General features: G+C 46.6%; 20 protein-coding genes. 9 read left to right on the forward strand and 11 right to left on the reverse strand.

The features are described 5' to 3' along the window. Positions 1 to 61: 61 nt before the first annotated feature. Positions 62 to 7,057 (reverse strand): choice-of-anchor D domain-containing protein, encoded by a 6,996-nt coding sequence (locus QT984_RS15670; protein ID WP_333374411.1) that lies wholly within the window; start codon positions 7,055 to 7,057, stop codon positions 62 to 64. 645 nt (positions 7,058 to 7,702) lie between these two features. Next, positions 7,703 to 8,584: a glycerol acyltransferase gene (locus QT984_RS15675; RefSeq protein ID WP_333374372.1), complete on the reverse strand. Its 882-nt coding sequence runs from the start codon at positions 8,582 to 8,584 to the stop codon at positions 7,703 to 7,705. Between the two features lie 322 nt (positions 8,585 to 8,906). Between QT984_RS15675 and QT984_RS15680 the strand changes: the two genes are divergently transcribed. Further along, complete coding sequence (locus tag QT984_RS15680) at positions 8,907 to 9,161, forward strand: hypothetical protein (protein ID WP_333052997.1); 255 nt, start codon at positions 8,907 to 8,909, stop codon at positions 9,159 to 9,161. A 176-nt stretch (positions 9,162 to 9,337) separates the two neighbouring features. Next, positions 9,338 to 10,291 (forward strand): SH3 domain-containing protein, encoded by a 954-nt coding sequence (locus QT984_RS15685; RefSeq protein WP_333374374.1) that lies wholly within the window; start codon positions 9,338 to 9,340, stop codon positions 10,289 to 10,291. Positions 10,292 to 10,433: 142 nt separating this feature from the next. Here QT984_RS15685 and QT984_RS15690 read toward each other — a convergent pair whose 3' ends face one another. The 5 genes from QT984_RS15690 to groES form a co-directional block, all read right to left on the reverse strand. After that, positions 10,434 to 10,619, reverse strand: coding sequence for a hypothetical protein (locus QT984_RS15690; RefSeq protein ID WP_333374376.1), 186 nt, complete (start codon positions 10,617 to 10,619; stop codon positions 10,434 to 10,436). Further along, positions 10,616 to 11,278 (reverse strand): glutathione S-transferase family protein, encoded by a 663-nt coding sequence (locus QT984_RS15695; RefSeq protein ID WP_333374378.1) that lies wholly within the window; start codon positions 11,276 to 11,278, stop codon positions 10,616 to 10,618. The genes QT984_RS15690 and QT984_RS15695 overlap by 4 nt, the downstream gene beginning before the upstream one ends. Before the next feature lie 117 nt (positions 11,279 to 11,395). Then, positions 11,396 to 13,060, reverse strand: coding sequence for a phospholipase D-like domain-containing protein (locus QT984_RS15700; protein WP_333260128.1), 1,665 nt, complete (start codon positions 13,058 to 13,060; stop codon positions 11,396 to 11,398). A 171-nt stretch (positions 13,061 to 13,231) separates the two neighbouring features. Next, entirely contained in the window at positions 13,232 to 14,872 is a 1,641-nt protein-coding gene (gene groL / locus QT984_RS15705) for a chaperonin GroEL (protein WP_333046934.1), read from the reverse strand. 138 nt (positions 14,873 to 15,010) lie between these two features. Beyond that, on the reverse strand, positions 15,011 to 15,322 hold the full coding sequence (gene groES / locus QT984_RS15710) for a co-chaperone GroES (protein ID WP_332945088.1): 312 nt from the start codon (positions 15,320 to 15,322) through the stop codon (positions 15,011 to 15,013). Positions 15,323 to 15,701: 379 nt separating this feature from the next. On the opposite strand from groES, the gene QT984_RS15715 reads away from it, so the two are divergent. The 7 genes from QT984_RS15715 to QT984_RS15745 all read left to right on the forward strand — a co-directional run bounded on the left by QT984_RS15715 (position 15,702) and on the right by QT984_RS15745 (position 22,368). Next, positions 15,702 to 16,127 carry a ferredoxin gene (locus QT984_RS15715; RefSeq protein WP_333232039.1) on the forward strand — a complete coding sequence of 142 codons (426 nt, stop codon included), beginning with the start codon at positions 15,702 to 15,704 and terminating at the stop codon, positions 16,125 to 16,127. 648 nt (positions 16,128 to 16,775) lie between these two features. Then, positions 16,776 to 17,426: a response regulator transcription factor gene (locus QT984_RS15720; protein WP_015174512.1), complete on the forward strand. Its 651-nt coding sequence runs from the start codon at positions 16,776 to 16,778 to the stop codon at positions 17,424 to 17,426. Between the two features lie 338 nt (positions 17,427 to 17,764). After that, on the forward strand, positions 17,765 to 18,286 hold the full coding sequence (locus QT984_RS15725; protein ID WP_006633075.1) for a LabA-like NYN domain-containing protein: 522 nt from the start codon (positions 17,765 to 17,767) through the stop codon (positions 18,284 to 18,286). Positions 18,287 to 18,615: 329 nt separating this feature from the next. Further along, positions 18,616 to 20,256 carry a 2-isopropylmalate synthase gene (locus QT984_RS15730; protein ID WP_333053009.1) on the forward strand — a complete coding sequence of 547 codons (1,641 nt, stop codon included), beginning with the start codon at positions 18,616 to 18,618 and terminating at the stop codon, positions 20,254 to 20,256. Between the two features lie 142 nt (positions 20,257 to 20,398). Beyond that, the gene (locus QT984_RS15735; protein ID WP_333053011.1) at positions 20,399 to 21,199 is read left to right on the forward strand and encodes a class I SAM-dependent methyltransferase; all 801 of its coding nucleotides are present in this window, start codon (positions 20,399 to 20,401) and stop codon (positions 21,197 to 21,199) included. A 393-nt stretch (positions 21,200 to 21,592) separates the two neighbouring features. Further along, positions 21,593 to 21,907, forward strand: coding sequence for an antitoxin family protein (locus QT984_RS15740; RefSeq protein ID WP_333053013.1), 315 nt, complete (start codon positions 21,593 to 21,595; stop codon positions 21,905 to 21,907). Beyond that, positions 21,901 to 22,368 carry a type II toxin-antitoxin system VapC family toxin gene (locus tag QT984_RS15745; RefSeq protein ID WP_333053015.1) on the forward strand — a complete coding sequence of 156 codons (468 nt, stop codon included), beginning with the start codon at positions 21,901 to 21,903 and terminating at the stop codon, positions 22,366 to 22,368. Before QT984_RS15740 ends, QT984_RS15745 begins: the two co-directional genes overlap by 7 nt. A gap of 219 nt (positions 22,369 to 22,587) precedes the next feature. Here QT984_RS15745 and hisC read toward each other — a convergent pair whose 3' ends face one another. The 4 genes from hisC to QT984_RS15765 all read right to left on the reverse strand — a co-directional run bounded on the left by hisC (position 22,588) and on the right by QT984_RS15765 (position 26,730). After that, positions 22,588 to 23,634 (reverse strand): histidinol-phosphate transaminase, encoded by a 1,047-nt coding sequence (gene hisC / locus QT984_RS15750; RefSeq protein ID WP_333374381.1) that lies wholly within the window; start codon positions 23,632 to 23,634, stop codon positions 22,588 to 22,590. Positions 23,635 to 23,686: 52 nt separating this feature from the next. Beyond that, entirely contained in the window at positions 23,687 to 24,400 is a 714-nt protein-coding gene (locus QT984_RS15755) for a glycerophosphodiester phosphodiesterase family protein (RefSeq protein ID WP_333374383.1), read from the reverse strand. Further along, complete coding sequence (locus QT984_RS15760) at positions 24,397 to 25,251, reverse strand: alpha/beta hydrolase (protein WP_333374385.1); 855 nt, start codon at positions 25,249 to 25,251, stop codon at positions 24,397 to 24,399. Before QT984_RS15760 ends, QT984_RS15755 begins: the two co-directional genes overlap by 4 nt. Before the next feature lie 177 nt (positions 25,252 to 25,428). Further along, positions 25,429 to 26,730, reverse strand: coding sequence for an esterase-like activity of phytase family protein (locus QT984_RS15765; protein ID WP_333053023.1), 1,302 nt, complete (start codon positions 26,728 to 26,730; stop codon positions 25,429 to 25,431). Positions 26,731 to 26,744 lie beyond the last annotated feature (14 nt).

A 26,744-nucleotide genomic window follows, 5' to 3' on the forward strand; every position in this document is an offset into this window, starting at 1 on the left:
TCACTAACTCGCAGCGGAGTCAGGCTAACCGTCCCTGGATAGGAGAACCTATCCATTTAGGCTAAACGAATCGCACATCAGAGATAATATCGAATCCGCGATCGACTCCTAAGACAAAAGTGTCGTTGCCCAAACCTCCGATGAGGCTGTCATTCCCTAAATCTCCCGACAAGAAATCATCGCCAACGCAGCCGAGTAAGGTATCATTATCTTCACCGCCGTCAATTGTATCGTTTCCTTCGCAGCCGTCAATTAAGTCCTTATTCTCGTTGCCGCTTAGGAAGTCATCTCCTGCACCGCCGCACAAAGTATCGTCTTCGAGTTGTCCGAAGAGAGTATCATTGCCTTCGCTGCCTAGAATTAAATCCTGAGCTTTTCCGCCGAATAGGATATCGTTTCCTTTGCCACCGTCGAGAAAATCATTACCTCGATTGCCAAAGATTAAGTCATCATCTTCTTTGCCGTTAATTGAATCGTTGCCCTCATTCCCAAAGATAATATCTTCACCAAAACCACCAATAAGGATGTCGTTTCCTTTGCCACCAAATAAGAGGTCGTCTCCCTTGTTGCCATCAATGAAGTCATTGTCTTCATTGCCGTTGAAGATATCGTTAAATTCGCCACCAAATAGGTTGTCGTTGCCAGTTAAAGCATCAAAGATATTGGGACTGTTGCTGCCAAAATATGCGTCGTTTCTGGGAGTGCCAATTAGAAGACCGGGAAGACCATTGATAATATTATCAATTTGTTCGTTGGGTTTGTTGAGATTGGGATACTCAATTTGATCGCAAATGCACTCTGTATCGGGAATGTTAACAGGTGTTGGTGTGGGTACGGGTTCCGGTGTTGGTGTGGGTACGGGTTCCGGTGTTGGTGTGGGTACGGGTTCCGGTGTTGGTGTGGGTACGGGTTCCGGTGTTGGTGTGGTTACGGGTTCCGGTGTTGGTGTGGGTACGGGTTCCGGTGTTGGTGTGGGTACGGGTTCCGGTGTCGGCGTGGGTACGGGTTCCGGTGTCGGCGTGGGTACGGGTTCCGGTGTCGGCGTTGGAGTTAGAGTTGGAGTTGGTGCGGTTGTTACTGTAGCCGCTATGGGGAAATCAAAGGGATTTTCATCGCTATCATCATTGACAAATTGCAGCGTACCTGATTTATTTCCTGCTGCTGTGGTATCTACTTGAACTTGCAGGTTAGTTGTACCGCCAGCGGCGACAGTTGCAGGTAAGGTTCCGACAATGCTAAATCCAGTTGGTAGGGTAAGGTTGCTGAGGTTTAAAACTGCTGTACCGAGATTTTTGACGGTAAAGGTTTTGTTGAGAGTGGTGCCAACTATGACGCTGCCAAAGTCGATCGCACTTGTAGTACCATCAACTATATCTGTTGTTCCGTCTAATACTTGGATTTCTGGTACAGGAGTTGCTGTGACTGATGCTGAAATCGGGAAATTGAAGGGATTTTCATCGCTGTCATTATTGACAAACTGCAACGTACCTGTTTTATTTCCGGCTGCTGTCGTATCTACTTGAACTTGCACATTTGCACTCGCGCCGGCGGCTACAGTTGCAGGTAAATTTCCAACTAGGCTAAATCCAGTTGGTAGGGTAAGGTTGCTGAGGTTTAAAACTGCTGTACCGAGATTTTTGACGGTAAAGGTTTTGTTGAGAGTGGTGCCAACTATGACGCTGCCAAAGTCGATCGTACTTTCCGTACCATCTACTATATCTGTTGTTCCGTCTAATACTTGGATTTCCGGTAATGGTGTAGCAGTGACTGATGCTGAAATCGGGAAATCAAAGGGATTTTCGTCACTATCATTATTGACAAATTGCAACGTACCTGTTTTATTTCCGGCTGTGGCTGTATCTACTTGAACTTGCACATTTGCACTCGCGCCGGCGGCGACAGTTGCAGGTAAGGTTCCGACAATGCTAAATCCAGTTGGTAGGGTAAGGTTGCTGAGGTTTAAAACTGCTGTACCGAGATTTTTGACGGTAAAGTTTTTGTTGAGAGTTGTGCCGACTATGACGCTGCCAAAGTCGATCGTACTTTCCGTACCATCTACTATATCTGTTGTTCCGTCTAATACTTGGATTTCCGGTAATGGTGTAGCAGTGACTGATGCTGAAATCGGGAAATCAAAGGGATTTTCGTCACTATCATTATTGACAAATTGCAACGTACCTGTTTTATTTCCGGCTGTGGCTGTATCTACTTGAACTTGCACATTTGCACTCGCGCCGGCGGCGACAGTTGCAGGTAAGGTTCCGACAATGCTAAATCCGGTTGGTAAGGTAAGGTTGCTGAGGTTTAAAACTGCTGTACCAAGATTTTTGACGGTAAAGGTTTTGTTGAGGGTGCCGCCAATCGTTGCACTGCCAAAGTCGATCGTACTTGCAGTACCATCAACTATATCTGTTGTTCCGTCTAATACTTGGATTTCCGGTAATGGTGTAGCAGTGACTGATGCTGAAATCGGGAAATCAAAGGGATTTTCATCGCTATCATCATTGACAAATTGCAGCGTACCTGTTTTATTTCCGGCGGTGGCTGTATCTACTTGAACTTGCACATTTGCACTCGCGCCGGCGGCTACAGTTGCAGGTAAGGTTCCGACAATGCTAAATCCGGTTGGTAAGGTAAGGTTGCTGAGGTTTAAAACTGCTGTACCAAGATTTTTGACGGTAAAGGTTTTGTTGAGGGTGCCGCCAATCGTTGCACTGCCAAAGTCGATCGTACTTGCAGTACCATCAACTATATCTGTTGTTCCGTCTAATACTTGGATTTCCGGTAATGGTGTAGCAGTGACTGATGCTGAAATCGGGAAATCAAAGGGATTTTCATCGCTATCATCATTGACAAATTGCAGCGTACCTGTTTTATTTCCGGCGGTGGCTGTATCTACTTGAACTTGCAGGTTAGTTGTACCGCCAGCGGCGACAGTTGCAGGTAAGGTTCCAACTAGGCTAAATCCAGTTGGTAGGGTAAGGTTGCTGAGGTTTAAAACTGCTGTACCGAGATTTTTGACGGTAAAGTTTTTGTTGAGAGTTGTGCCGACTATGACGCTGCCAAAGTCGATCGCACTTGTAGTACCATCAACTATATCTGTTGTTCCGTCTAAAACTTGAATTTCTGGTAATGGTGCGGTTGTGACACTGGCCGCTATGGGGAAATCAAAGGGATTTTCGTCACTATCATTATTGACAAATTGCAGCGTACCTGTTTTATTTCCGGCGGTGGCTGTATCTACTTGAACTTGCAGGTTAGCACTTGCACCTGCTGCGAGAGTTGTCGGTAAGTTTCCAACTAAGCTAAATCCGGTTGGTAGGGTAGGGTTGCTGAGGTTTAAAACTGCTGTACCGAGATTTTTGACGGTAAAGGTTTTGTTGAGAGTGCCGCCGACTGTCACGTTACCAAAATCAATTGTACTTTCCGTACCATCAACTATGTCTGTTGCACCGTCTAATACTTGAATTTCTGGTACAGGAGTTGCTGTGACTGATGCTGAAATCGGGAAATTGAAGGGATTTTCATCGCTGTCATTATTGACAAATTGCAACGTACCTGTTTTATTTCCGGCTGCTGTCGTATCTACTTGAACTTGCACATTTGCACTCGCGTCGGCGGCGAGAGTTGCAGGTAAATTTCCAACTAGGCTAAATCCGGTTGGTAAAGTCAGGTTGCTGAGGTTTAAAACTGCTGTACCGAGATTTTTAACGGTAAAGGTTTTGTTGAGAGTCGCACCGACTGTGACACTACCAAAGTCGATCGCACTTGTTGTACCATCAACTATATCTGTTGTGCCGTCTAATACTTGGATTTCTGGTGCAGGTGCGTTGTATGTGACACTATTATCCGTACTGGTACTAACAAAATTCTGATTGCCTGCTGTATCAGTAACGCCGTTAGCTTTGATGCTAGCAATGACGTTTCCGCTACCTGTGATACCGTTGACTGCAACTGTGTAAACGGGGCCGCTACCTGTGATGGTTGGCGTTAATGTTCCACTTGCTGTACTCGCAGTTAAGTCGATATCGGTAGCGTCAAAACCTGTGACTGGTTCGCTAAATGTGACGGTAAAGTTAATAGGTGAAGTTGTAGTTGGATCGGTTTGTGCTGTTGCTTGGTCGATCGTGACGGTGGGTGCCGTAGTATCAATTACTATGGCTTTATTCGCACCTAATGAATTGGCCGTAGCGGGAGTTGGTAGAGTTAGTGTGGCATTGTTGGTAGCAGCATCTTGAATTGTGCCACCGTTTAGTGCGAGGGCAGCAGTTGAGAGATAATCTAAGTCTGCACTTGTATGACCGGTGGCTACGGTGTAATTAAAAGTGAGGGTGTTAGTACCGCTACCGCTGGCATAGTTGATGGGTGTTCCTGCGCCTCCTGTGGCTAGGGTTAGCTGTGGGATGCCTGTGACGGTGACGGGTTCGCTGAATTGTACGGTGATCGGGATAATCTGACCGACAGTATAGCTGCCGTTGGTTGTATTTGAGGTGATGCTAGTGACTGTGGGTAGAACGCCATCGACCAATACACCAGTGGTTGCACCGACGCTGTTGAGTGTCAAGATGGCGTTGGCAGTGGCAGCATTTTGAATGGTTGCACCGCCGCTGAGGGTTAGGGCTGTGCCGACTGCGATGCCGTTAGTGTCTAGGTTGCCGGATGCAACTGTGTAGCGGAAGGTTTGAGTGGTGTTGCTGGTGCCTGTACCGACGAGGGTGGCGTTGACTGTGCCGCCGGTGTCGAGGGTGATGGGGAGGATTGCACTACCTGTGCCTTGGGTGATGGTGACTGCTTGGCTGAAGGTAACGGTGAAGTCGAGGTTTTGTCCCACTCCGTAGGTGCCGTTGGCGACAGGCGTGACGCTGGTGATGGTGGGTGGGACGTTAACTGTGATATTTGCGGTTTCGGTGGCACTGCTGAAAACGCTGGATGTGGTGTTGGTAGCTAAATCTGCGGTGTAGTTGGCGGTACTGCCATTTGTGCCAACTATTTGATCCCAAGCAGCAAAGGTGATGGCGTTAGCAACGGTTCCGTTATAGGTGGCGTTGGGTACGAAGCGGATGCGGGTGTTGGCATTACTAGCTAATAGTAAGGCGTTGGTGGCAGAAACGGCTGGGGTGTTTGTCCAGGTGGTGCCGCCATTGATGGTGTATTGCCAACTGCCGTTAGCTGTGTCTAAACCGGTGATGGCGATACCTTGGGAGGCGGCGGTGTTGGGATCGGTGATTTTTGTGCCGCCGAGGTTGGCGATGATGGTGCTGACAAGTGTGCCTGTACTGGCGCTGTCGCCTTGGTTTTGGGCAGTGAGGGTGGGTGTGCCGCTGGTGTCTAAAACGGGGGAGTTGTTGACGAGGACGGTGACGGTGATCGGGGTGCTGGGGCCGGTGCTGTCATTGGCGGTGTAGGTGAAGGTGTCGATGCCGTTGAAGTTGGCGTTTGGGGTATAGAGGATCTCTCTACCCGAGTCAAAAGTGATCGCACGGACTGGATTGTTCGCATTTGGGTTGAAGGTAGCATCGGCTGCACCAGTTGTGGGGTTTAATTTGGCGATACGGTTGCGGGTTTGTCCGCCGATGGTGGTGAAACCGCCGCCCACTATGGGGTTGCCGCTGCTGTCTAGGGCGAGCACGAAGACTACACTGTTCGCATTTGGGTTGAAGGTAGCATCGGCTGCACCAGTTGTGGGGTCTAATTTGGCGATACCGTTGCGGGGTTGTCCGCCGATGGTGCTGAAATAGCCGCCTACTATGGGGTTGCCACTGCTGTCTAGGACGATCGCATTGACCTCATTATTCGCATTCGGGTTGAAGGTGCCATCGGCGACACCAGTTGTGGGGTTTAATTTGGCGATATAGTTGCGGGGCTGCCCGCTAATGGTGTCGAAACTGCCGCCCACTATGAGGTTGCCACTGCTGTCTATCGCGATCGCATTGACTCTAGCACTCACACTTGGGTTGAATGTAGCATTTGGGTTGAAGGTGGCATCGGCGACACCAGTTGTAGGATCTAATTTGGCGATCTTGTTGCGGGGTTGTCCACCTATGATCCCGAAACTGCCGCCCACTATGAGGTTGCCACTGCTGTCTATGGCGATCTCCCCGACTTGGGCCTCCGGGGTGAAGGTGGCATCGGCGACACCAGTTGTGGGGTCTAATTTGGCGATACCGTTACGGGTTTGTCCGCCGATGGTGCTGAAAAAGCCGCCCACTATGGGGTTGCCACTGCTGTCTATGGCGATCTCATAGACAGGACCACTCGAATCCGGGTTGAAAGTAGCATCAGCGGCACCAGTTGTGGGGTTTAATTTGGCGATACGGTTGCGGGGTTGCCCGCCGATGCCGATGGTCCTGAAATCGCCGCCCACTATGGGGTTGCCACTACTGTCTATGGCGATCGCCCAGACAGAGAAATCCGGATTTGGGTTGAAGGTGTTATCTACCGTCCCATCGCTATTCAACCGAGCAATATAGTTGCGTGCAAGTCCACCAATGTTGGTGAAATTGCCGCCGACATAAATCCAGTCATTAATAATCGCAGTGCCGTTGGTAGGGGCGGTAACGATGCTTTGGACGTTCAGTCTTCCGATACCGATATCGTTGGCTAAAACATCTATTTTTGTCGAAGTTGGGGTTCCGCTGACGAGTAGGGCTTTGTTATCTGCCGCCCCTGTTGGTGCTAAAGTGTAGCTGTAATTGGGAACGTTAAGGGATTGGATTTCTATTTCCCCTAGTTTTACTTCTAATTCCCAGTCTCCGCCTAATGCTTTATTCCCAGTTTTGTTATTAGAGGCTGCGATATTTGCACCCGTTAATAGATGCAAATTTTCGATGAATTGTAATCCGGTTTCTCCGGCGGCGACTTCGCAGCCGTAGAGGAGGATATCGGCATTTTTAGTTAACGCTTTCCCCCACTGTTGAATTTCGTTGCTAAATTGGGTTAGATTTTGATTGTTTATGGTGTCTGAGCCGAGGCTTAGACTGCCAGGGCTACCGTGAGATAGGATATGAATTGCTTCAATATCACTTTGATTAGCCAAGGCTTGACTAATTTGTTCGATGGCGCTGAAATTTTCATTTTAAATGAAAATTTCAGCGCCATCCGCCCTTTCGATCAGGCTTTGATAATCTTGTACAGAAGAGTCTACGAAAATAATTTGCTTATTCATGGTTGATTACCCGTTGATTTTTGTTCGGTCTTGTCAAGATTAATCAGTTTGCTGTTGCTAGTTTGTAATAAAAATGCTCACAAATTGAGTTAAAGTATCTTTAAGTTTTGTAAGTAGTCTGCATCTGAAAAGAAGAAGGCGATCGCTTTTGCGGTTGCTCGTTGCTGCAATATAGCACCCGATCGACATTTAAATAATCTGTGGAAACAAAACATTGCATCCAGCAGCTACAGTGTCAGATGCTGGAAGCTTGATGTTGGATAACTTTACGGAATTACCGCCTAGTTTTTGGCAAAATCTATCTTGCGATAGATGGCAGTCAACTGATGGCTATGATTACACTGTGGCGAGTTAGATAATAGTGCGTGAAGCGAAGCTATCCCGTAGGGAATCGCGGCGGATAATTATTACCTCGGTCGTTGCTTGTTGTAGCGAAATGTGATCTGAGAATATACAGAAACCAAGGCTGCGTTAAATATAAGGTCGATCGACAATCAGTGCGATCGAACCTATGATAATTTGATATTCCTGCAATTCTCACTTACCGGCCAAACAATCTAATTGTTCTTGCATTTGGGCGGTAACTCGATCGAAACAAGCATCAACATAATCGCGATCGCGCGCCGCCTCCGAACCATACCTCTCAAATACAATCGGTTCGCACACGCGAGTCCGAATTTGCACAGGTAAAGGTAGGTTTGGCAAAGGCCCAATACTCAATCCCCAAGGCAATCCCAAATACACCGGCAATACCACCGGATCGATGCCAAATAGCCACGGCATTCCCAATTCATGCAATTGCTTTGCTTGTTCGTACAAATCTGCCAAAACTATCAAAGTATCGTGAGCACCATGCGATATAATTGGTAAAATTGGCACTTCTTCTCGCAATGCTAATTTGATAAATCCCTTACGTCCCGCAAAGTAGATTTTATCGCGCAAGTGGTGGGGACGAAAAACATCTTGGGCGCCGCCCGGATAGACGAGAACTGGGGCATTTTTGCGTAAAGCTGCGATCGCCATTTTCGGATGCGCCTTGAGGGCTCCACACTGAACCGCCATGCTAGCAACATCAGGAGAAACTTGCCAAACCGTGGGGTGCATCAATCCGTAGGCCAAGCGTTCCGTACCGTACCTGCGGAACCATTCGTATAGGAACATAAACATATCTGGAGCAGCGAGTCCCCCGTTGTGAGAACCGACAACGAGCATTTTTCCGCTCGCCGGGACGTGGTGCCAGCCGTCGCTTTGTACGCGAAAATAGTAGCGGTACAGCCATTCCCAAACTGGCAACAAAAGCTGAATGAATTCGGGATTGCGATCGTCTAAAGATAGACCGTCAAAGGGATATTTAGAGGATTTGCCGTCTTTTTTGTTAGTAGTTTTTGTCACTGGAGAAATATTTAACGCTTTGGTCATTATATAGCAGAAGGAAGAAAGCTTTAACTCTCGAAGAGAGAAGGCTTTAGTTATTTGGGACAGCAGGAAGAAGGGAGGAGATTAGTTGGGCTTTTCCTCTCCTTGTGCGTGCGCTCATCCCGATCGCCCTGCGAAAAAAAGATTTTTCCTATTATCATTAATATGATCCCATTCCGAAGGAATCTACCGCATTAGTTTTAGCAAGTGAAAACATCATAAACATCGAGCGCGGTTGCTATAGCAATATAATTAAATCAGAATTGGCGCAAAAATTTGGTTTCTGATTTGAGCGGGCTGCTTTTGTTCGGAGGTTTTGTGCTGGTTGTCTCCACAGGAACAAAACCGTTTGGAAACAGCTACAGCAACTGTCGCTGATGGCGGGGCGGCTTTAGCCACAAAAACACAACTGTGCCTCAAGCCGATAAGTTTCCGTTTTGGAAGATTTTATCAAGTTGATGCCCGCCATCGGGTCAATGCTAGCGATTGGCGCTGTTTACTTTTCCCCTCTGCCATTCCCAGACTCGGACACTTCCACCTTCTCCCCCTCCCCCACTGTGGCATAATGAGCAATTTATAGGCGTAGCAGCTTTATGTGTCTTCGCTCAACTCACCAAACATTAAATTATATAAATTAAACTTGACTTGCGGTAAAAAAAAGTTACATAAAGCTTTTTTGTGGAAGACAAATCGATTTTTTTGCTATATTGACCTGCAATTAAGATAATGATTGTGGTTAAGTGAGGATTTGAACGGATGAAAAACTTGAATTGCTGGAATAAACCCGCTGCATTGCTGGGCGCGATCGCGATCGCAACCGGAAGTTTGCAAGCGAATGCGATCGTTGTTGCCGCCCCATCAACATCGACTGTCAGTCAAGATGCTGAAAATATTTCCTTTGAAGATAGCGCCACCTTTCAAATAGCCCAGGCTGGCAACCTTTGTCGCAAAGTCACTCCCAAAGAAGGTTTGACCGTTCGCCAGAGCCCAGACCCAAAATCCCCTAGAGTTGGCGGCGTAGGACTTAACACTCAGGTAACGCTGTCCCAAGGCGCTACTTCTGTTAAAGCCTCCGACGGTCGCCTCTGGATTCAAATTACCGCTCCCGTCACAGGGTATGTAGCTAGCGGATATCCCAACGACGAAAGTAATTTAGGTTCGTGCACAATTAGTCAAACTCCTGCACCTGCACCCGCACCTGCACCCGCACCAGCGCCAGCGCCAGCACCCGCACCCGCACCAGCACCCGCACCCGCACCAGCACCCGCACCCGCACCAGCACCAGCGCCAGCGCCAGCACCAGCGCCAGCACCAGCACCAGCACCAGCACCAGCGCCAGCACCCGCACCAGCACCAGCACCAGCACCAGCACCAGCGCCAGCACCAGCGCCAGCACCTGCGCCTGCGCCTGCGCCTGCACCAGCGCCAGCACCTGCGCCTGCGCCTGCGCCTGCACCAGCACCTGCAACGGGCCCCGTAAGTCTGTGCCGCCAAGTAGAACCTCGCGTAGCGCCGAGGGGTCTAGCTATCCGTACTGAGCCTTCAAGGACTGCTGCGGTTAAAGGTGGTGTACCGGCTAACGGTCAAGTAACGCTTGTACCGAATTTCCAGTTAGTGAAAGATAAGAATGGAGAAAACCGGAATTGGGTTGAGATTTCAGCTCCTGCGGCGGGATTCATCTCTGCTGGAAATTTGATCATGTGCAAGTAAACTTGTGAGTTCGATCGCTCTTTTAGTCAAAAAGAGCGATCGACACCGAAAATAGTTTTAAGATTGTCGCGCAGCAAGCGAACAACGCGGAACCCAGATTGCTTCGATGACTTACCCAGGAATAACTTATTTCTGTCGCGAGTCAGAGTTTTGCTGCGATATCTTTGGGGTTGGAGACGGTAATTTTGCGATCGCCCAGGAACTGTTTGACGTTAATTGATTCGTAGTTCGATCGGGCTGTGGGCTGCCCAATTGCTGCGATGGGAATTTGGATGCAGGCGAAAACAGCTAGGAAAAAGAGCGATCGCTTGACAATTGATTGGTTCATGAGACTTCAGTTTCTGCGAGAAATTTTTGTCTCCGAGATGCGAAAGCCGTCAAATCTGCCTCGGTGAATTGAGTTTGCTGCCATGAGGGGCGGGCTAGCAGTCGATCGCACCAAGCTTGAATTTTAGGATAGCCGTCTAGGGACACATCAACCCAAGATAGCAAGGGCACGACGGTGCCGGCAACGCACTCGGCAAAGGTGACAGTGTTGCTAGCGAAAAAAGGGCGATCGTCCAACAAACCTTCAAAAAATGCCAGCACAGTATTGACTTTTTCCTTCGCCTTTGCAATTTCCTGCGGTTGGGGAGTTCCCCATCCCATTTTTTCACTGCTGAGGGGGTAAAGTGCCGGCGCAAGTTCGTTAACCGTGACCAATTCTACCATTTTCACAACTGCCAAATCTTGCGGATCTTTCGGCAGCATTGCCGGTTCTGGATACTTCGCTTCTAGATAGTCAAGAATTGCCAGAGACTCGACGACAGTGAAGTCATTATCGACCAAAACAGGGATGCGATGAAAAGGATTCATTGCGACAAACTCAGGCTGCAAGTGATCGCCGTCCAAGTGGATTTCTACTAATTCAAAGTCGAGGTTTTTTTCGATGAGGGCGATCCAGACGCGGCGGGAGTTAGGGGAAATTGGGGTGTGATAAAGTTTCATAAATGGTGGGGGTAATTATTGAAAGGTAATATAGCAATCCTAAATCAGTTTCAATAACTGGTTAACTGGTTCCCAGGCAGAGCCTGGTAACGAGTATAAAAATTGTCCCAAATTACTTCAGTCCTTAGAGCCGTCAACCCAGTTTAAGTCCCACTTAAAATCTTTATCCATCTCTGAGTGGCCTCTAAAATATTTCTCAATCTTGGTAACTTTAAAAGTCTTGTCATCAACATTCTGAAACAAGGCAATGGCACATCTCGTTATACCATCACTAGGATTCTCCAATTTCACTTCGATATCTGCCTGATAAATTACCCCTGGCAATTTGATTTTGACAACACCAGTAGCATCAGACCATTTAGCTATGCCCTGATAGATCCAAGCGTAAACTAGAATCCGCTTAAATTCAGCAACCTTGTCGCCATTTATCCGCAAAGTCTCACCTTTATCACCCTTACGGTCATCTTCACCCAGATCAATATACGGAGTTTTAGAGAAATCACCAAACGATTCGCCCAGGGCTTGTATACAGCCCTTTTGTCGATCTTTTAGCTCATACAAGCAACCCAGATCAAGATCTATGGCAGTTTTGCTACCATCTTCTCCAGTTCCTTGACTCCAATTCAGTTGAACTATAATTTCACCCAGTCCGCCACTTTGCGTAATTATCGGGGGTTTTACAGCCTCTTCCTTTGGTTTATTAGAAACAGGAACATCTGGCTTTTTATCACTACTTGCTGTAGATGTTACCCCCAAATCATTGCCTACTTCTGACTGTATAGTTCTCTTTCTAGTTCTCCGATTTGAATTTAATTCAAGAGGAGGCGGAGTTGAATTATTAGTGGTAAAATCAGCGCTTTTTTCAGACTTAGTTCGCAACACAATAGACTCTTCGTTTCTCAGAGTAGTGACCGGTGGTGTTTGTGGAGGAGGAAGCTTAACCACAGTTTTCTGCTTGTTCTCAGCCACCCTTTTCTCAGCCTTCTCAATAATTTTTTTCAAAACCTCAATTTCTATTGGTTGCTCTTCAAGGTCATATTCAAGGTCATAGGTGTCACCTTCACGACTTAAGTAATCAAGAGCCGCACTCTTATCGAAAGTAGATTCATCAAAACGATTGATTAATTTTTGGATGGTGTTGGTGTCTTCGATCAAAATTCCCACTTCAAACTCTGGGCTACTTTCCTTAGAGGTGAGAAAGTTATGACTTCCCAGCATGGCAAAGTTGTTATCACACACCAAAAACTTTTCATGGGTACCCAATTCCTTCAAAGAGAGGAACTTAGGATATTCATTTTCGAGTTCACGCAATGTGGGCAATGCTCCATACCAAAATGTATCTGTTTGATCTCTAGCCAGATCCTCCAATTTACCCCAACCAATATCAATCCGAACACCTCGCTTTATGAGTTCTTCGCACTTCTCAATCACTACAGCAGTAGCCCAATAGGTCAGCCAAGGACATACCAGAATCAATCGCTCTTGAACATTTTCCAGCGCATGACTAAGCACTTCTCGACTCTGACCACGGTTAAACACTAGCCGATCTTCATATTGCTTATCACTGGGTTCATCGACCTGACTTGTGATGATATCAGGTCGATTTTCTAACAGAGACTTTAAATCCTCTAGTTTTTGCTCTATTCTCTGGTTTTGCTCAAGCAGGCTGCCATGACTCTCACTCAATTTGTCTAATTGTTGCTGCAACTCTCTCAAGCGTTGATTTTGCCAAATTAGTTTGGGCTTCTGTTTCTGAGAATGGTATTTATTTTCATTAGACATAGACACATTACCTCAAATTTTTTTATACAGCGGTTCCCTAAAGTAGGAGTACCTAAGCTCCTTCTGAGTATATCAGTCAGCAAAAAAAAATAGCTGTCACCAGGTGACAGCTATTTTGTTTATCAAAAAGGCGGGCCCGAAAGCCCGCCCCATCAAACGATCGACTATCGATTAATAATCGAAGTCGCCGCCGCCCATGCCGCCGCCAGCGCCTGCAGCAGCGCCATCCTTCGGTTCAGGCTTGTCAACGACGATGCACTCGGTTGTCAGCACCATACCAGCAATAGATGCGGCATTTTGCAGAGCAGAACGAGTCACCTTCGCAGGGTCAACAATTCCAGCTTCAAACATATCGACAAACTCATTTGTCGCTGCGTTGAAACCAACGTTGAACGGCTTTTCTTTGACGCGCTCAGCAATCACAGCGCCGTTCAAACCAGCATTTTCAGCAATCCGCTTCAGAGGAGCAGCCAGAGCCCGTGCCACAATCAAAGCACCGGTCAATTCTTCGCCCTTCAGGCTGCTGTTAGCCCACTCTTCCAATTGAGGAGTCAGGTGAGCCAAAGTTGTACCGCCACCGGGGACAATTCCTTCTTCTACAGCAGCTTTGGTAGCGTTGATCGCATCTTCAAGACGCAGTTTGCGATCCTTCATTTCTGTTTCGGTAGCCGCGCCGACTTTGATCACTGCGACGCCGCCAGCCAATTTGGCCAAACGTTCTTGCAGCTTCTCTTTGTCGTAGGAAGACTCGGTTTCGTCCATTTGACGGCGAATTTGTTCGCAGCGGGACTTGACGGCGGCTTCGTTACCTTCGGCAACAATTGTGGTGCTGTCTTTGGTGATGGTGATGCGGCGGGCTTTGCCGATCATGTCGAGCTTGGTGTTTTCCAGTTTCAAACCGGCGTCTTCGGTGATTAGTTGACCGCCGGTCAATACGGCGATATCTTCTAACATGGCTTTGCGCCGATCGCCAAAACCGGGTGCTTTAACAGCAGTCACATTCAACACACCGCGCAGTTTGTTGACAACGAGGGTAGCTAGAGCTTCTTTCTCAATGTCTTCTGCAATGATCAACAGCGGGCGGCCGGAACGAGCTACTTGTTCGAGCACAGGTACTAAATCTTGTACCAGAGCAATTTTCTTGTCTGTCAGCAAGATGAACGGTTCTTCGAGAATCGCTTCCATCCGTTCAGTGTCGGTGACGAAGTAGGGAGAGATGTAGCCTTTGTCGAAGCGCATCCCTTCGGTGATTTCCAATTCGGTGGTCATAGACTTCCCTTCTTCCAGGGAAATCACGCCTTCTTTGCCCACCTTGTCCATTGCGTTGGCAATCATTTGGCCGACTTCATCGTCGTTACCAGCAGAGATGGAGCCGACTTGAGCGATGGCTTTGGAATCTTCTACTTGTTTGGCGTGTTCGGCAATTTTTTCTACCAAAAACGTGGTTGCTTTGTCAACACCGCGCTTGAGGGCGATCGCATTTGCGCCGGCTGCTACGTTACGCAGACCTTCTTTGACCATGGCGTGAGCCAAAACGGTAGCAGTTGTGGTACCGTCGCCTGCTGCGTCGTTGGTTTTGGAAGCTGCTTGACGGATCAGGGCAACGCCTGTATTTTCTACGTGGTCTTCTAGTTCGATTTCTTTGGCGATGGTAACACCGTCATTGACGATTTGAGGAGCTCCGAATTTCTTTTCGAGAACCACGTTGCGGCCTTTGGGGCCGAGGGTTACTGCCACTGCTTCGGCCAAAATGTCCATACCGCGTTCGAGGGCGCGACGTGCATTTTCGTTGTAGATGATACGCTTAGCCATAGTTTTTGGGGATGAGAGGGTTTGAGATTTTGGATTGGGGATGATGGATTTTAGTCATTTGTCCCGTGTCATTAGTTGTTTGGCGGCGTTCGCTTTAAACTAATGACTGATGACTAAGGACTGATGACTAATGATTAATTAGTTAACGATCGCCAGAATGTCTTTTTCTGCAAGCAAGACGTATTCGTCTGTGCCGAGTTTGATGTCGGTGCCGGCGTACTTCGAGTAGAGAACTTTGTCGCCGACTTTGACTTCCATTTCAATGCGGGTGCCATCGTCATTGCGCTTGCCGGGGCCCACGGCCGCGACTTCGCCTACTTGGGGCTTTTCCTTAGCTGTGTCGGGCAGAAGGATGCCGCCGGCGGTTTTTTCTTCGCTAGCGCTTACTTTTACGAACACGCGCTCGCCTAACGGTTTAACGGTAGAAACACTCAGTGATACTGCTGCCATAAATAAATCTCCAGATTACAGATTGTCGTGAGTCAGTCGTCAGGGGTCACGATGAAAGCAACAGCGGACTACTTACAACTGACATATTAGCACTCTCGACTCCTGAGTGCTAATTTAGCTCTAGAAAGGGGCGATCGCAACTTAGTTGTCAGTACGGGTTCCCGAACCGACAATGAGTTGGAGAGGGGGAGAGAGAGGGAGAGGGGGAGAGAGCCAGAAGCGAAAAATCCCGGATTTCGACTTGTTATGCCTTTAAAACTTGCCTCTTGTTTGCCCTCAATTTCTGAATTGTAAAAAACCTACCGTTGAGACGGGAGGGAGTGGGGGCTGTGGTGATGACTTTAGACCGCTAACCAATTACTGTTGACGAATGAATAAAATGACAGAAAATAACGAGGAATCTTGCAGCCAAGGCTTGAGCGCTTGCGTCAAAAGCCTGGGAATCGCTCAAATCGAGCGACATATTTTTATCTGTGCCGACCAAACCGTCCCCAAGTGCTGCGATCGGCAAACCAGTCTGGAGGCGTGGAATTACTTAAAAAAACGCTTGCAAGAATTGGGGTTGGACAAGCCAAGTGCCACTCGACCAACCTGCGTCTTTCGCACGAAAGCCAATTGCCTGCGAGTGTGCGCGTCTGGCCCGATTATGGTAGTCTATCCAGACGGAGTGTGGTATCGCGACGTTACTCCACCCGTGATTGAGAGAATTATTCAGGAACATCTCCTAAACTCAAAGGTGGTTCAAGAATACGCTTTCTTGACTCATCCTTTGCCTGTGCCTGCTGAGACCCAGCCAAACATTTAAGTGTAGCGCTGTTTAAAGTACAGGGTTATAGGTAAAGTGTTAAATTTAAGGTTAAGGGTGAAAAATTGAGACAGTTTCGCGTCCGGGCGATCGCACCTGCTACAGCTCAATAAAACTGTAGTTAGGTTCTTGTCTTGCTGGTGCCGCTTCCCGTGTTCCTTGTGTTTCTCAAAAGGTACAGTAAAAAAAATCGATCGCAGGAACTGAGAAATTTTGTGCAAAAAATTCTCAGTGGCAGACACTCAGGAGGTTGCCAAACTACACTAGAAACAGTTAAATACGTAAGTAGGGAGTCTGCTTAAATTTCTCTATATCAGAAGTATCATTTAAAACCGGGGCATTAACCTGAAATTGAACCATCGAGATTAAATATTTAACTTGCGCTCTGTTAGGGAATCTGCAATCAATCAAGGCTGATCTTGACAGGGCGATCGTCGATTACAGGTTTGGGCTGCGTTCGAGGTCGTAAGACACTCACAAACAGCCGTCGATTATAGGTTGGAAAGCGGTAATACCCGCCCCGCTTTCCCTCACCGCCATCCCTTCAGTCGATCGTCGTCCTCCACTCCCAGCCGGGTGGCGGGGGACTGACCGAAAAAACAGAAGTGAAAACAAGGAAGTGTGCGGGATACTTTAGCGGGAATAAACATGACAAAGGACAATAATTCAGGAGAACAAAAACGGCTGATGCTGGTTGACGACGACCCCAATTTGATCTTGCTGGTCAAAGACTACTTGGAGTTTCGGGGTTACAACGTCATTACAGCAGAAAACGGCAGAGACGCTCTGGAAAAACTAGAACAAGAAGTTCCCGACTTGATGATCTGCGACGTGATGATGCCGGAAATGGACGGCTACACTTTAGTCAAACACATCAGAGAAGACCCGCGCACGAGCTGGATTCCGGTTCTTTTCTTGTCCGCAAAAGGTCAAAGTTCAGACCGAGTAAAAGGCTTGAGCACGGGCGCTGACGTTTATATAGTCAAGCCTTTTGAACCAGAAGAACTGGTAGCCCAAGTGGAATCTTCTCTGAAAGCAGCATCCCGCTTGATTCGTCACTCAAATCCCGGTATGGAGAGTGGCCCAAAAATTAAGGCGCGCCGCAATGTCGAATTGACTCCCACTGAGTTAAAGGTGGTACAGTTGCTAGCGCAGGGTATGGCAAACCGCCAGATCGCAGACGTGATGAATGTCAGCCAGCGGACTATCGAAAGCCACGTCAGCAATATGCTGGGCAAAACAGGTCTGCACAACCGGACAGAGTTAGCTCGCTGGGCTCTTGAAAGCAAAAAGGCTTGAGCGGAGGTAGTCTGCGCTATGAAATCAGGGGAGCAACATCTACTGCTATGCGCTGGGCGTATGCCTGCTTGGCGGTAGGGCGGTGGGCGCGGTAGTTTGAAGACGCCCTTAACCTTGACACGGCAGTCGGTATTGAGTTACTAGGCGTATAGTTTGTGAGGGCCCCTCGCTCAAAAGCAAGCAGGGTTAAAAGAACCCTCTGGCGGTAGAGCCGAAAATATGAAATACTGGGGAGATGGAGTTTTCTGAAGTCTAATCTATTGCCTCAGTTAGCTCCATGTTGCTAAAATGTGATATTTAGATTAACTTCTTTCTACAATTATTAGGTCTAAGTTTCTATGACAAACTTAATGAACCGCCTTTCTATTTTTGTGGACGGGAACAATATGTTCTACGCTCAACAAAAGAACGGTTGGTTTTTTGATCCTCGCAGGGTGCTCGAATATTTCAAAACTTCGCAGCCGAATGTCATCTTGATCAATGCTTTCTGGTATACGGGTCTGAAAGACCCCCAAGATCAAAGGGGATTTCGAGATGCTTTGATCAGTCTAGGTTACACGGTTCGCACTAAAATTCTTAAGGAATATTACGACGATGCTTCGGGCAGATATTCTCAAAAGGCTAATTTAGACATAGAAATTGTGGTTGATATGTTTAATACCGTGGATCAATACGACCAAGTTGTGCTGTTTAGCGGGGATGGGGATTTTGAGCGGGCGATCGAGCTGCTCCGCTCGAAAAATACTCATATTACTGTGGTATCCACCGAAGGAATGATTGCTAGAGAGTTACGAAATGCTACAGATAGGTATATAGACCTAAATGAAATTAGGGAACATATCGAGAAGATGGATTATTAGTCAGTAGTTAGTAGTTATTAGTCATTAGTCATTAGTCATTAGTTAGTAGTTATTAGTCAGCAGTTATGGGTTATGGGTTATGGGTTATTAATTATTCGTTATTGGCGCGAAACACGGGACTGGTGCTCCCGCCAAAAAACGCATACTTGCTTTCCGATAGGAGCCACCAGTAGCCCAAAATTTTAGACTAAGGTTCAAGTTCCCAGATTCATCTGTGGAGTAAATCTCAAATCTAAAATCTAAAATCTCAAATCTAAAATCGACTGACTGGAGGCTAAAAATCCAGAAAAACGGACAAGTAAAAATCAGGAAAACACTTTTGTAGAGCTATGAAAACTCAACCAAGTCAAGACCGGATTATTATTTTCGATACGACTTTGCGGGACGGAGAACAATCTCCGGGTGCATCTCTGAATGTGGATGAAAAGCTGACGATCGCCCGCCAGTTAGCGAGATTGGGCGTAGATGTGATTGAAGCGGGTTTCCCTTTCACCAGCACGGGAGATTTCGAGGCAGTCCAAAAAATAGCCCGATCGGTTGGCACAGAAAATGGGCCGACAATTTGCGGTTTAGCGAGGGCGAGAAAGGAGGATATTAAAACAGCAGCCGAGGCTCTGAAACCCGCCGTAAATTCGCGAATTCATACGTTTCTGGCTACGTCCGATATTCACTTGGAGTATAAGCTGAAAAAGACGCGGGCTGAGGTTCTGGAAATAGTGCCGGAAATGGTGGCTTACGCTAAGTCTTTTGTGGATGATGTGGAGTTTTCGCCGGAAGATGCTTGTCGATCGGAACCGGAGTTTTTGTATCAGGTTCTAGAACGGGCGATCGCAGCGGGTGCGACTACTGTTAATATTCCCGATACTGTCGGCTATACGACTCCGAGCGAGTTTGGGGCTTTGATTCGCGGAATTAAGGAAAATGTGCCGAATATCGATCGCGCAATTATTTCGGTTCACGGTCACAATGACTTAGGATTGGCTGTTGCTAACTTTTTGGAAGCTGTGAAAAATGGCGCCAGACAGTTAGAATGCACGATTAACGGGATTGGCGAACGGGCGGGAAATGCAGCTCTCGAAGAGTTGGTAATGGCGCTTTACGTGCGGCGCCAATATTATAATCCGTTCTTGGGCCGGCCTGCGGATTCTGAGGAACCGCTGACAAATATTGACTCGCGCCAAATTTATAAAACCTCGCGGTTGGTTTCCAATTTGACGGGGATGTTGGTGCAGCCAAATAAGGCGATTGTGGGGGCAAATGCTTTCGCTCACGAGTCGGGAATTCACCAAGACGGAGTGCTGAAAAATAAGCGGACATACGAGATTATGGACGCTGAGTCGATCGGCTTGACTGAAAATCAAATCGTCTTGGGCAAATTATCCGGCCGTCACGCATTTCAGACTCGCTTGAAAGAGTTGGGTTTTGAAATGGCCGACGATGAGCTAAATAAGGCTTTTGTCAAGTTCAAAGATTTAGCTGACAAGAAAAAAGAGATTACTGATTGGGATTTAGAGGCGATCGCCAATAACGAAGTGCACCAAGCACCGGAACTATTCCGGTTAGAATTGGTGCAGGTTTCCTGCGGCGACAAATCTCGCCCGACAGCAACTGTCACTGTGCGGAATCCGGCGGGCGAAGAATTGACCGATGCTGCGATCGGCACTGGGCCTGTGGATGCGATTTACAGGGCAATTAACCGGGTGGTAAACGTACCCAACGAGTTGATCGAGTTTTCTGTACAATCGGTAACAGCAGGAATTGATGCGATCGGCGAAGTAACAATTCGCTTGCGCCACGAAGGCAAAGTATTTTCCGGTCACTCAGCAAATACCGACATTATCGTAGCCTCCGCAGAAGCATACATCAGCGCTTTAAATCGCCTGTATCAGGCATTGCAGCATAGTGCTGAAAAATCCTCGGAACAGCCAAATCTGATCAGAAATGAAGTTGTTGCAAAAGCACAGCGCTGATAAATTTATTGTCAGCCATTTTTCTTGAAACCAACCGCAGACGAACCCAGATCGAAGCAGATAAATCTCAATTAATCTGCCTTAATCCGGGTTTATCTGCGGTTTAAAATTACTTTTTTTACTAATAACCAAATCTTGAAAAATGCAAGACGAAACCTTAAAAAAAGAGCGGCAATTCCACGATGCTTGGGCATCCACAATCGATATTGACGGCATTCAAGTCAATGATTACTTTGAAGCTTGTACCGCCCCAGAAAATAGATTTATCGTCCAGCAAATGGGCGATATTACAGGCAAACGCCTGTTAGATTTAGGCTGCGGCGCGGGAGAAAACAGCGTTTATTTTGCTAAAAAAGGCGCGCATTGTGTGGCTGCCGACTATTCCCAGGGCATGGTAGACGTTGCTCTGAAATTGGCAGAGAAAAACGGCGTCAAAATAGAGGGCTGCACTGTAAATGCAATGGCGATGGATTTCCCGGACAAGAGTTTTGATATTGTTTACGCTTCTAATTTGCTGCACCATTTGCCGGAACCGGAAAAGGCAATTCGCGAAATGCACCGCGTGCTAAAACCGGGGGGAAAAGCTTGTTTTTGGGACCCGATGAAGCACAATCCCGTGATTAATGTTTACCGCAGAATGGCGACTGAGGTGCGGACGGAGGATGAAAGTCCTTTGGATATTAATATTGTGAAAATTGTTCAATCTTTGTTTTCCGAGACGGCTTACGATACGTTTTGGCTGACATCGCTGTGGATTTTTTTGCGCTTTTATTTGATAGAAAAAGTGCATCCAAATGAGGAGCGTTATTGGAAAAAGATTATCATTGAACAAGAGAGATTGAAACCGGAATACTCTCGATTGGAAGAGTGGGATAGCTTTTTGAAGAAGTTGCCTTTGATGAAGCGCTTGGCTTGGAATTTGGCTGTGGTGGCAACGAAGTAAGACGATTTTAGATTTTAGATTTTGGATTTTCGATTAAAGAATCGGGAATGACTGATGATATCAGTGGTAGGGTGCGTCAGTTTTGAGATTTTAAATCAGCGCCGAAAGTATTATTCTGACGCACCATTTGTTGTCAGGTGCGTCAGTTCCGAGATTGTTTGTTTGGAGCAAAAATAATCACAACTGACCAATAATTTCTTGATGGTACAAGCCCCCGCATTTATCCGTGGAATCAATCCAAAATCGAAAATCGAAAATCCTCAAGAAAGAGCATTTATCTCGCGCAAGTCAATTCTTTAATCTAAAATCTAAAATCTAAAATCGATTGACGCACCCTACTGAAAACTCTAAAAGAAGTACAATAAGTCAAAGCATTTAATTAAGAGGCTAATTATGCCAGAAACTATTACTGCTATCTACGAAAACGGGGTTTTGCGTCCCCTGATTCCTTTGTCATTGAATGATGGGGAAACTGTGCAAATCACAATTGTAGCGGAAGTTTCGCAGGAAGAACTCAAGGGCGATCGCGAAAAGTCGATGATTAAGATGCTTGTAGAGGGGGTGCGTTTGCCAAAGAAACAGGGTAAGCTCGATCGGGCAGAATTAATCAAGCGCGCGCAGCAGTGGCGCGAATTGATGCAAAAAATGGAACCGCTACCAGGTAAGCCTATTTCAGAAATCGTTATCGAGGATCGTGGCCCGTGGTAAATGCTTATTTTCTGGATACTAGCGCTTTAGTCAAACGATACGTGCCTGAAAAAGGCAGTGAGTGGATTTTATCGATTACCGATCCTGCTACAGATAACCATTTAGCTATTAGCCAGATTACTTGGGTGGAGGTACACAGCGCTTTTGCACGCCGTCTGCGGGATAGAAGTTTGTCTGCGGAGCGTTTTGATTTAATTGTGCAAAAAGTTAGGGAGGATTTTGAAAATGAATACCGAGTCATAGATGTCGATCAAACTTTGATAGAAACAGCCACCGAATTGGTGATGCAACATCCACTGCGGGCTTATGATGCTGTGCAATTGGCGGCTGCTTTGCGCGTTCAATATATTTTAACATCCATACCAGAAACTCAACTAATTTTTGTTTCGGCGGATAACAGATTGCTGGATATTGCTCGTTCGGCAGGGTTGGCGACGGACAATCCTAATAATTATCCGTAATCAAGCTGTTTGTAGTGAGGAATGCCAGTCCTCATACAGCGGATTCCAGGTTTATAAAGTACACCCCAGAAACCGGGTTTCTTCTGGATTTCTCGCCAGAAACCGGTTTTATTCAAGAAACCCGGTTTCTCTGTACTTCACTTACCTGGAAAGTGCTGTATCATAAAATTTTGAGGACTGGCATTCCTCACTACAAACTAATTTTAGTGCGATCGTTATTTAGAGAATTTCTTTCAAAGTTTTCACTAAGATTTGATTCTGTTCCTCAGTACCTACACTAATCCGCAATTTGTCTTCCAATCGCGGCTTATTGAAGTATCGAATCAATATTCCCCGTAATTTGAGTGTTTGATAAATTCTTTCTGCATCGCCTTTTGGTGGCCTAACTAACAAAAAGTTGGTTTGCGAGGGCCAAACGTCAAAGCCTAATTCCTTGAAGCTAACGGCTAGTTTTGCTCGCGAAGCCTTAATCTTTTCGGCGTTGGCTATTTTGTGATCTTGATCTGCGATCGCAGCCGCCCCCACTGCATAGGCTAAAGCATCCACATTATAGCTGTCTTTGATTTTATTTAATTCTGCCAGCAGCGCCGGATTTGCTATGCCAAAACCCAACCTCAATCCTGCCAGGGAATAACCTTTTGAAAGCGTTCTCAAAACTATAACATTACTGTATTTTTTTGTCAATTCCAAAGCATTTTCTTCGGCGAAATCTACATAAGCTTCGTCGATCACAAGAATGCCCGATAACTCTTTAGCCAGTTTCTCCAAATCTGCAACAGATATGGCGGTTCCCGATGGACTGTTTGGCGAAGCTATAAATGTCACTGCACCTTGGGCTGCTATTAGCAAATCGACTGGTAACTTGTAGTCGTCCGGATAAGGAACTTCCACAAATTCTGCATCTTGAATTGCTGCCAAAGTTCGGTACAATACATAGGTTGGCGCAGGACAAACAATCTGTTTCCCAGATTCGCCCACAGCGCGAACAATCAAGTTTAATAAATCGTCGCTGCCGTTACCTACAACAATCCAATCGTCAGCGACTCCCAAAACTTCACTAGCAGCAATGCGGAAACTTTTGCCAGTTGGATCGGGATAGCGCCGCAACATTTCTCCGTCTATTTCCCGAAGCACTTTTAACGCTTTGGGAGAAGGCGGATAGGGATTTTCATTAGAATTTAGTTTAATAATTTTTGTGCCTAGCGGTGGCTGTTCCCCCGGCACATAGCCAGACATTTCGTGGATGCTTTTGCGAAAGTAATTCATCTATTATCTGCGTTTATCTGCGTTTATCTGCCTTCATCTGCGGTTAAAAAGATCATATCAAACAATTAGTGACTATCCGCGTTATACCCAAATCAATTAACTTTTGCATATCCGCTCGATCGTCCACCGTCCAGGCCACAATGTCAACTCCCTGACTCCGGCTTTCTTGAATTAGTGCGGGGTTTTCCAGCAACACGCGATACAGACTGCTAATCAAATTATCCCGATGCGCCACAGCTTGAGCAAATTGAGTTTTGTATGCTTCTAGATTAGCAACAATGTGTCCGATCGCCAAATCGCCAGATAGCCGCCGCACTTGTTCTAGAAATCCAGCGTTAAAGGAAGTAATAACGCATTTTTGTTGGATTTCTTCGCCCTTCAAAGTATTGACAAAATCCGCGACATCTGCATCAGACCACTCGCAGTGAGGTTTGACATCAAAGTAAAGAAATTTGTCAACATTTTTGAGAATAGCTAATGATTCTTTTAAGGTAGGAATTTTTTCTTGTGAAAATTCATCGCTAAACCATTTTCCCGCATTAAGTGTTTGCAATTCAGACAGAGTTTTTTCCCTAACTTTGCCAGAAACTCCAGTGATTCTATCTAATGTGGCGTCGTGAAAAATCACTGGTACGTTGTCGGCGGATAGCTGGATGTCAAATTCGATCGAATGAGCTCCACGGGCGATCGCCAGTTCAAAAGCTGCTAAAGTATTCTCAGGGGCGATCGCCGAAAATCCCCGATGTGCGATAATTTCTACATTCACTGTCTTGTGTCCTCTAAAAAATCTGCCACAGTTTGATTAAAAGTTTCCGGTTGAGTCAAAAAAGACCAGTGATTCCCCGGTACTTTTGCAACAGTAAGATTTTTCAAGTATCTCTTGTATGGCTGCATTTGCCAAGCCATGCGATTTACGCCTTTTTCCGGCTGTACAAACAAAGTTGGTATCTCAATATTTTCAGTTAAACCGGCAACTTTCATCACTTCTGAAAATATCTGATTTCTGGCTGCAATCGCAAATTTACTGCCCCAATTTCCGTCGGATTTTGGTTCGATTTGCTGTTGGAATACCATTTGCTGCACATCACTCCAATCTGCGAATTCTCCCGATTGTTTAGCTGCTGCTTCTGCTTGGGATAAAGTCGCAAACGGGCCCACACATTTGAGACAGTCTAATTTTCGGTAAACAATTGGCAGGGTAAGTTTCATCGCCGCGGGCATTTTGGTGATGAAGATGGGGTCTACTAAAATCATACTGCAAAAGCGATCGGGATTTTGCCTCGCCCAAATCGGTGCTAGTTTGCCCGTCCAAGAATGTCCTAAAATGTGGGCGTCTGGCCAGTTGAGATGTGCCATCAAAGCTTCTAAATCTGCGATCGCACTTTCAAAAGTATAGCCTGTTTTCGGTTTGCTACTTTCTCCGTGACCGCGCATATCGGGCGCTACAATATGATAGCGGTTGGACAAGTAATCGCCCAAGCTACTCCAGACACACGCACTATCTGCTAAACCGTGTAACAGCAGCAAACGGGGAGATTTTTCTTTCCCTGTGTCTGGCTGCCATTCTAGGTAGGAAAGTTCAATGTCTGGTAAGTGCAAAGTATTACGAGTTGGCATAATTAGGGTATTTTATAGTTGGATAAATGTAATTTAAATTTTTTATGAACAGGCAAGATGCCTGTTCCACAAAGAGTGAATTTTTTTGTACGGTTTTCATCAACAGGCAAGATGCCTGTTCCACAAAGAATAAATTTTATTGTGGGGTGGGGTGGGCTTCTAGCCCGCCCTTCTGACTTAACCTTTGCCCTTCAAACTCAACAAGATAAACTGAGTTTTCTGCGCTTCATCAAAATTGTCATCGCTGACCAAAACTAAACTCTGGCTGCCATCTGGCAAGCGCGGGCCGAGGGTCATCCCCTCTAAATTGTACAGCGGAATTCCGAGTTGGCTTAAGTCTAGGAGCAACTTTTTCTTAACAGGTTCGACGGCCACTCGTCCTTTGAAACTCTGGATTCTCGAAGTATCTGTAGCCGCCCCAACCGCTACTTGATAAATCCTAGCGCTGTATCCCGACAGGCCAAAAGAACGTTCTAAACTCAGAATCTGACCGCCACCGATTGTCACTAATTCTGTTAAACCGTTCAAAATAGTCATGGGAACCTGGTCTAGTGTGTAAAGATTTTCTGAGACTAATTGCGGCGTTTTATCGACGATGATATAATGTAAAAGACGAAGTTTGCTTGCCTGTTCTGGGTCTAAATCTTGCATTAACGGGGCTTCCGTAGCTGCGAACAAACGAAACGGGTCTAGACCGCCTGGACTAAAGGTTTCTGGGTCGATAGTTAAAGATTCAAAACCTAAATTGTCCACCACTCCTTGCTGCTGTTTTTCATCGCTGGCATCGGGAATATAGCGCTTTGGTATCGGCAAATTTCCCCGCATTTGCCCGGTTTTGAGGTCAAATTCTCCGAGAAAAGGAGGGATGCCCACATGAGTAACGCCTTCGCTGGCGACAAATATTGAATTGCGGGGAGAAAGGGCGATGCCTTCGGGATTTATGGAACCCCAAGAGAAGGTTTCACCGTCTGATTTTTTGAGGGAGGTAACGCCGTCAACGGTAACTTTTTTCAGGCGAATATTTGCTGGGTCACTTGATGTGAGGTCGAGTCGGAGACTGTAAAATCTCGCTTCTCCGTTTTCGCTGGGGTCGTCGGAAAGAGCGTAAAAGCGATAAGCTTTGGAAGTGACTTCGCTAATACCTTTGGGATCGTAGGTAATTCCTGACAAACCGCCGACGGGTACTCCTTCAAAATTCATTTTTGGCAATTCGTACTCGCCCAAAAATTCTAGGGACAATTCTGGAAAAGAGCGGTCTTTTGCAACTGCGGGAGGGGGGGCGCAAGCTGTGCAAACAGTTAAGAGAATTAGGGCTAGACTAAATAAGCGTAAAATGCGTTGGCGAAGCCCGCCCCTACGGGGGCTACGCCAACGAAGAGGATCGCCCAGCGTCTTTAAATCCCAATAATTGCTCAGTGCGGTGACATTTATTTTGTTGCTCTTGTTGAACTGTTTGCTTTTGTGCCATCTTTGTGACATAATTTATACCGTTT

Origin of the sequence: Microcoleus sp. Z1_B2, from assembly GCF_036700325.1 — a bacterium.
Taxonomy (GTDB): Bacteria; Cyanobacteriota; Cyanobacteriia; order Cyanobacteriales; family Microcoleaceae; genus Microcoleus.

Bases quoted from the DNA above. Each gene is read 5' to 3' on its own strand.
- QT984_RS15740 (WP_333053013.1), top strand. From the start codon at position 21,593: ATGCCAGAAACTATTACTGCTATCTACGAAAACGGGGTTTTGCGTCCC.
- QT984_RS15765 (WP_333053023.1), bottom strand. From the start codon at position 26,730: ATGTCACAAAGATGGCACAAAAGCAAACAGTTCAACAAGAGCAACAAA.
- QT984_RS15720 (WP_015174512.1), top strand. From the start codon at position 16,776: ATGACAAAGGACAATAATTCAGGAGAACAAAAACGGCTGATGCTGGTT.
- groES (WP_332945088.1), bottom strand. From the start codon at position 15,322: ATGGCAGCAGTATCACTGAGTGTTTCTACCGTTAAACCGTTAGGCGAG.
- QT984_RS15760 (WP_333374385.1), bottom strand. From the start codon at position 25,251: ATGCCAACTCGTAATACTTTGCACTTACCAGACATTGAACTTTCCTAC.
- hisC (WP_333374381.1), bottom strand. From the start codon at position 23,634: ATGAATTACTTTCGCAAAAGCATCCACGAAATGTCTGGCTATGTGCCG.
- QT984_RS15725 (WP_006633075.1), top strand. From the start codon at position 17,765: ATGACAAACTTAATGAACCGCCTTTCTATTTTTGTGGACGGGAACAAT.
- QT984_RS15715 (WP_333232039.1), top strand. From the start codon at position 15,702: ATGACAGAAAATAACGAGGAATCTTGCAGCCAAGGCTTGAGCGCTTGC.
- groL (WP_333046934.1), bottom strand. From the start codon at position 14,872: ATGGCTAAGCGTATCATCTACAACGAAAATGCACGTCGCGCCCTCGAA.
- QT984_RS15730 (WP_333053009.1), top strand. From the start codon at position 18,616: ATGAAAACTCAACCAAGTCAAGACCGGATTATTATTTTCGATACGACT.
- QT984_RS15735 (WP_333053011.1), top strand. From the start codon at position 20,399: ATGCAAGACGAAACCTTAAAAAAAGAGCGGCAATTCCACGATGCTTGG.
- QT984_RS15695 (WP_333374378.1), bottom strand. From the start codon at position 11,278: ATGAAACTTTATCACACCCCAATTTCCCCTAACTCCCGCCGCGTCTGG.
- QT984_RS15685 (WP_333374374.1), top strand. From the start codon at position 9,338: ATGAAAAACTTGAATTGCTGGAATAAACCCGCTGCATTGCTGGGCGCG.
- QT984_RS15700 (WP_333260128.1), bottom strand. From the start codon at position 13,060: ATGTCTAATGAAAATAAATACCATTCTCAGAAACAGAAGCCCAAACTA.
- QT984_RS15690 (WP_333374376.1), bottom strand. From the start codon at position 10,619: ATGAACCAATCAATTGTCAAGCGATCGCTCTTTTTCCTAGCTGTTTTC.
- QT984_RS15675 (WP_333374372.1), bottom strand. From the start codon at position 8,584: ATGACCAAAGCGTTAAATATTTCTCCAGTGACAAAAACTACTAACAAA.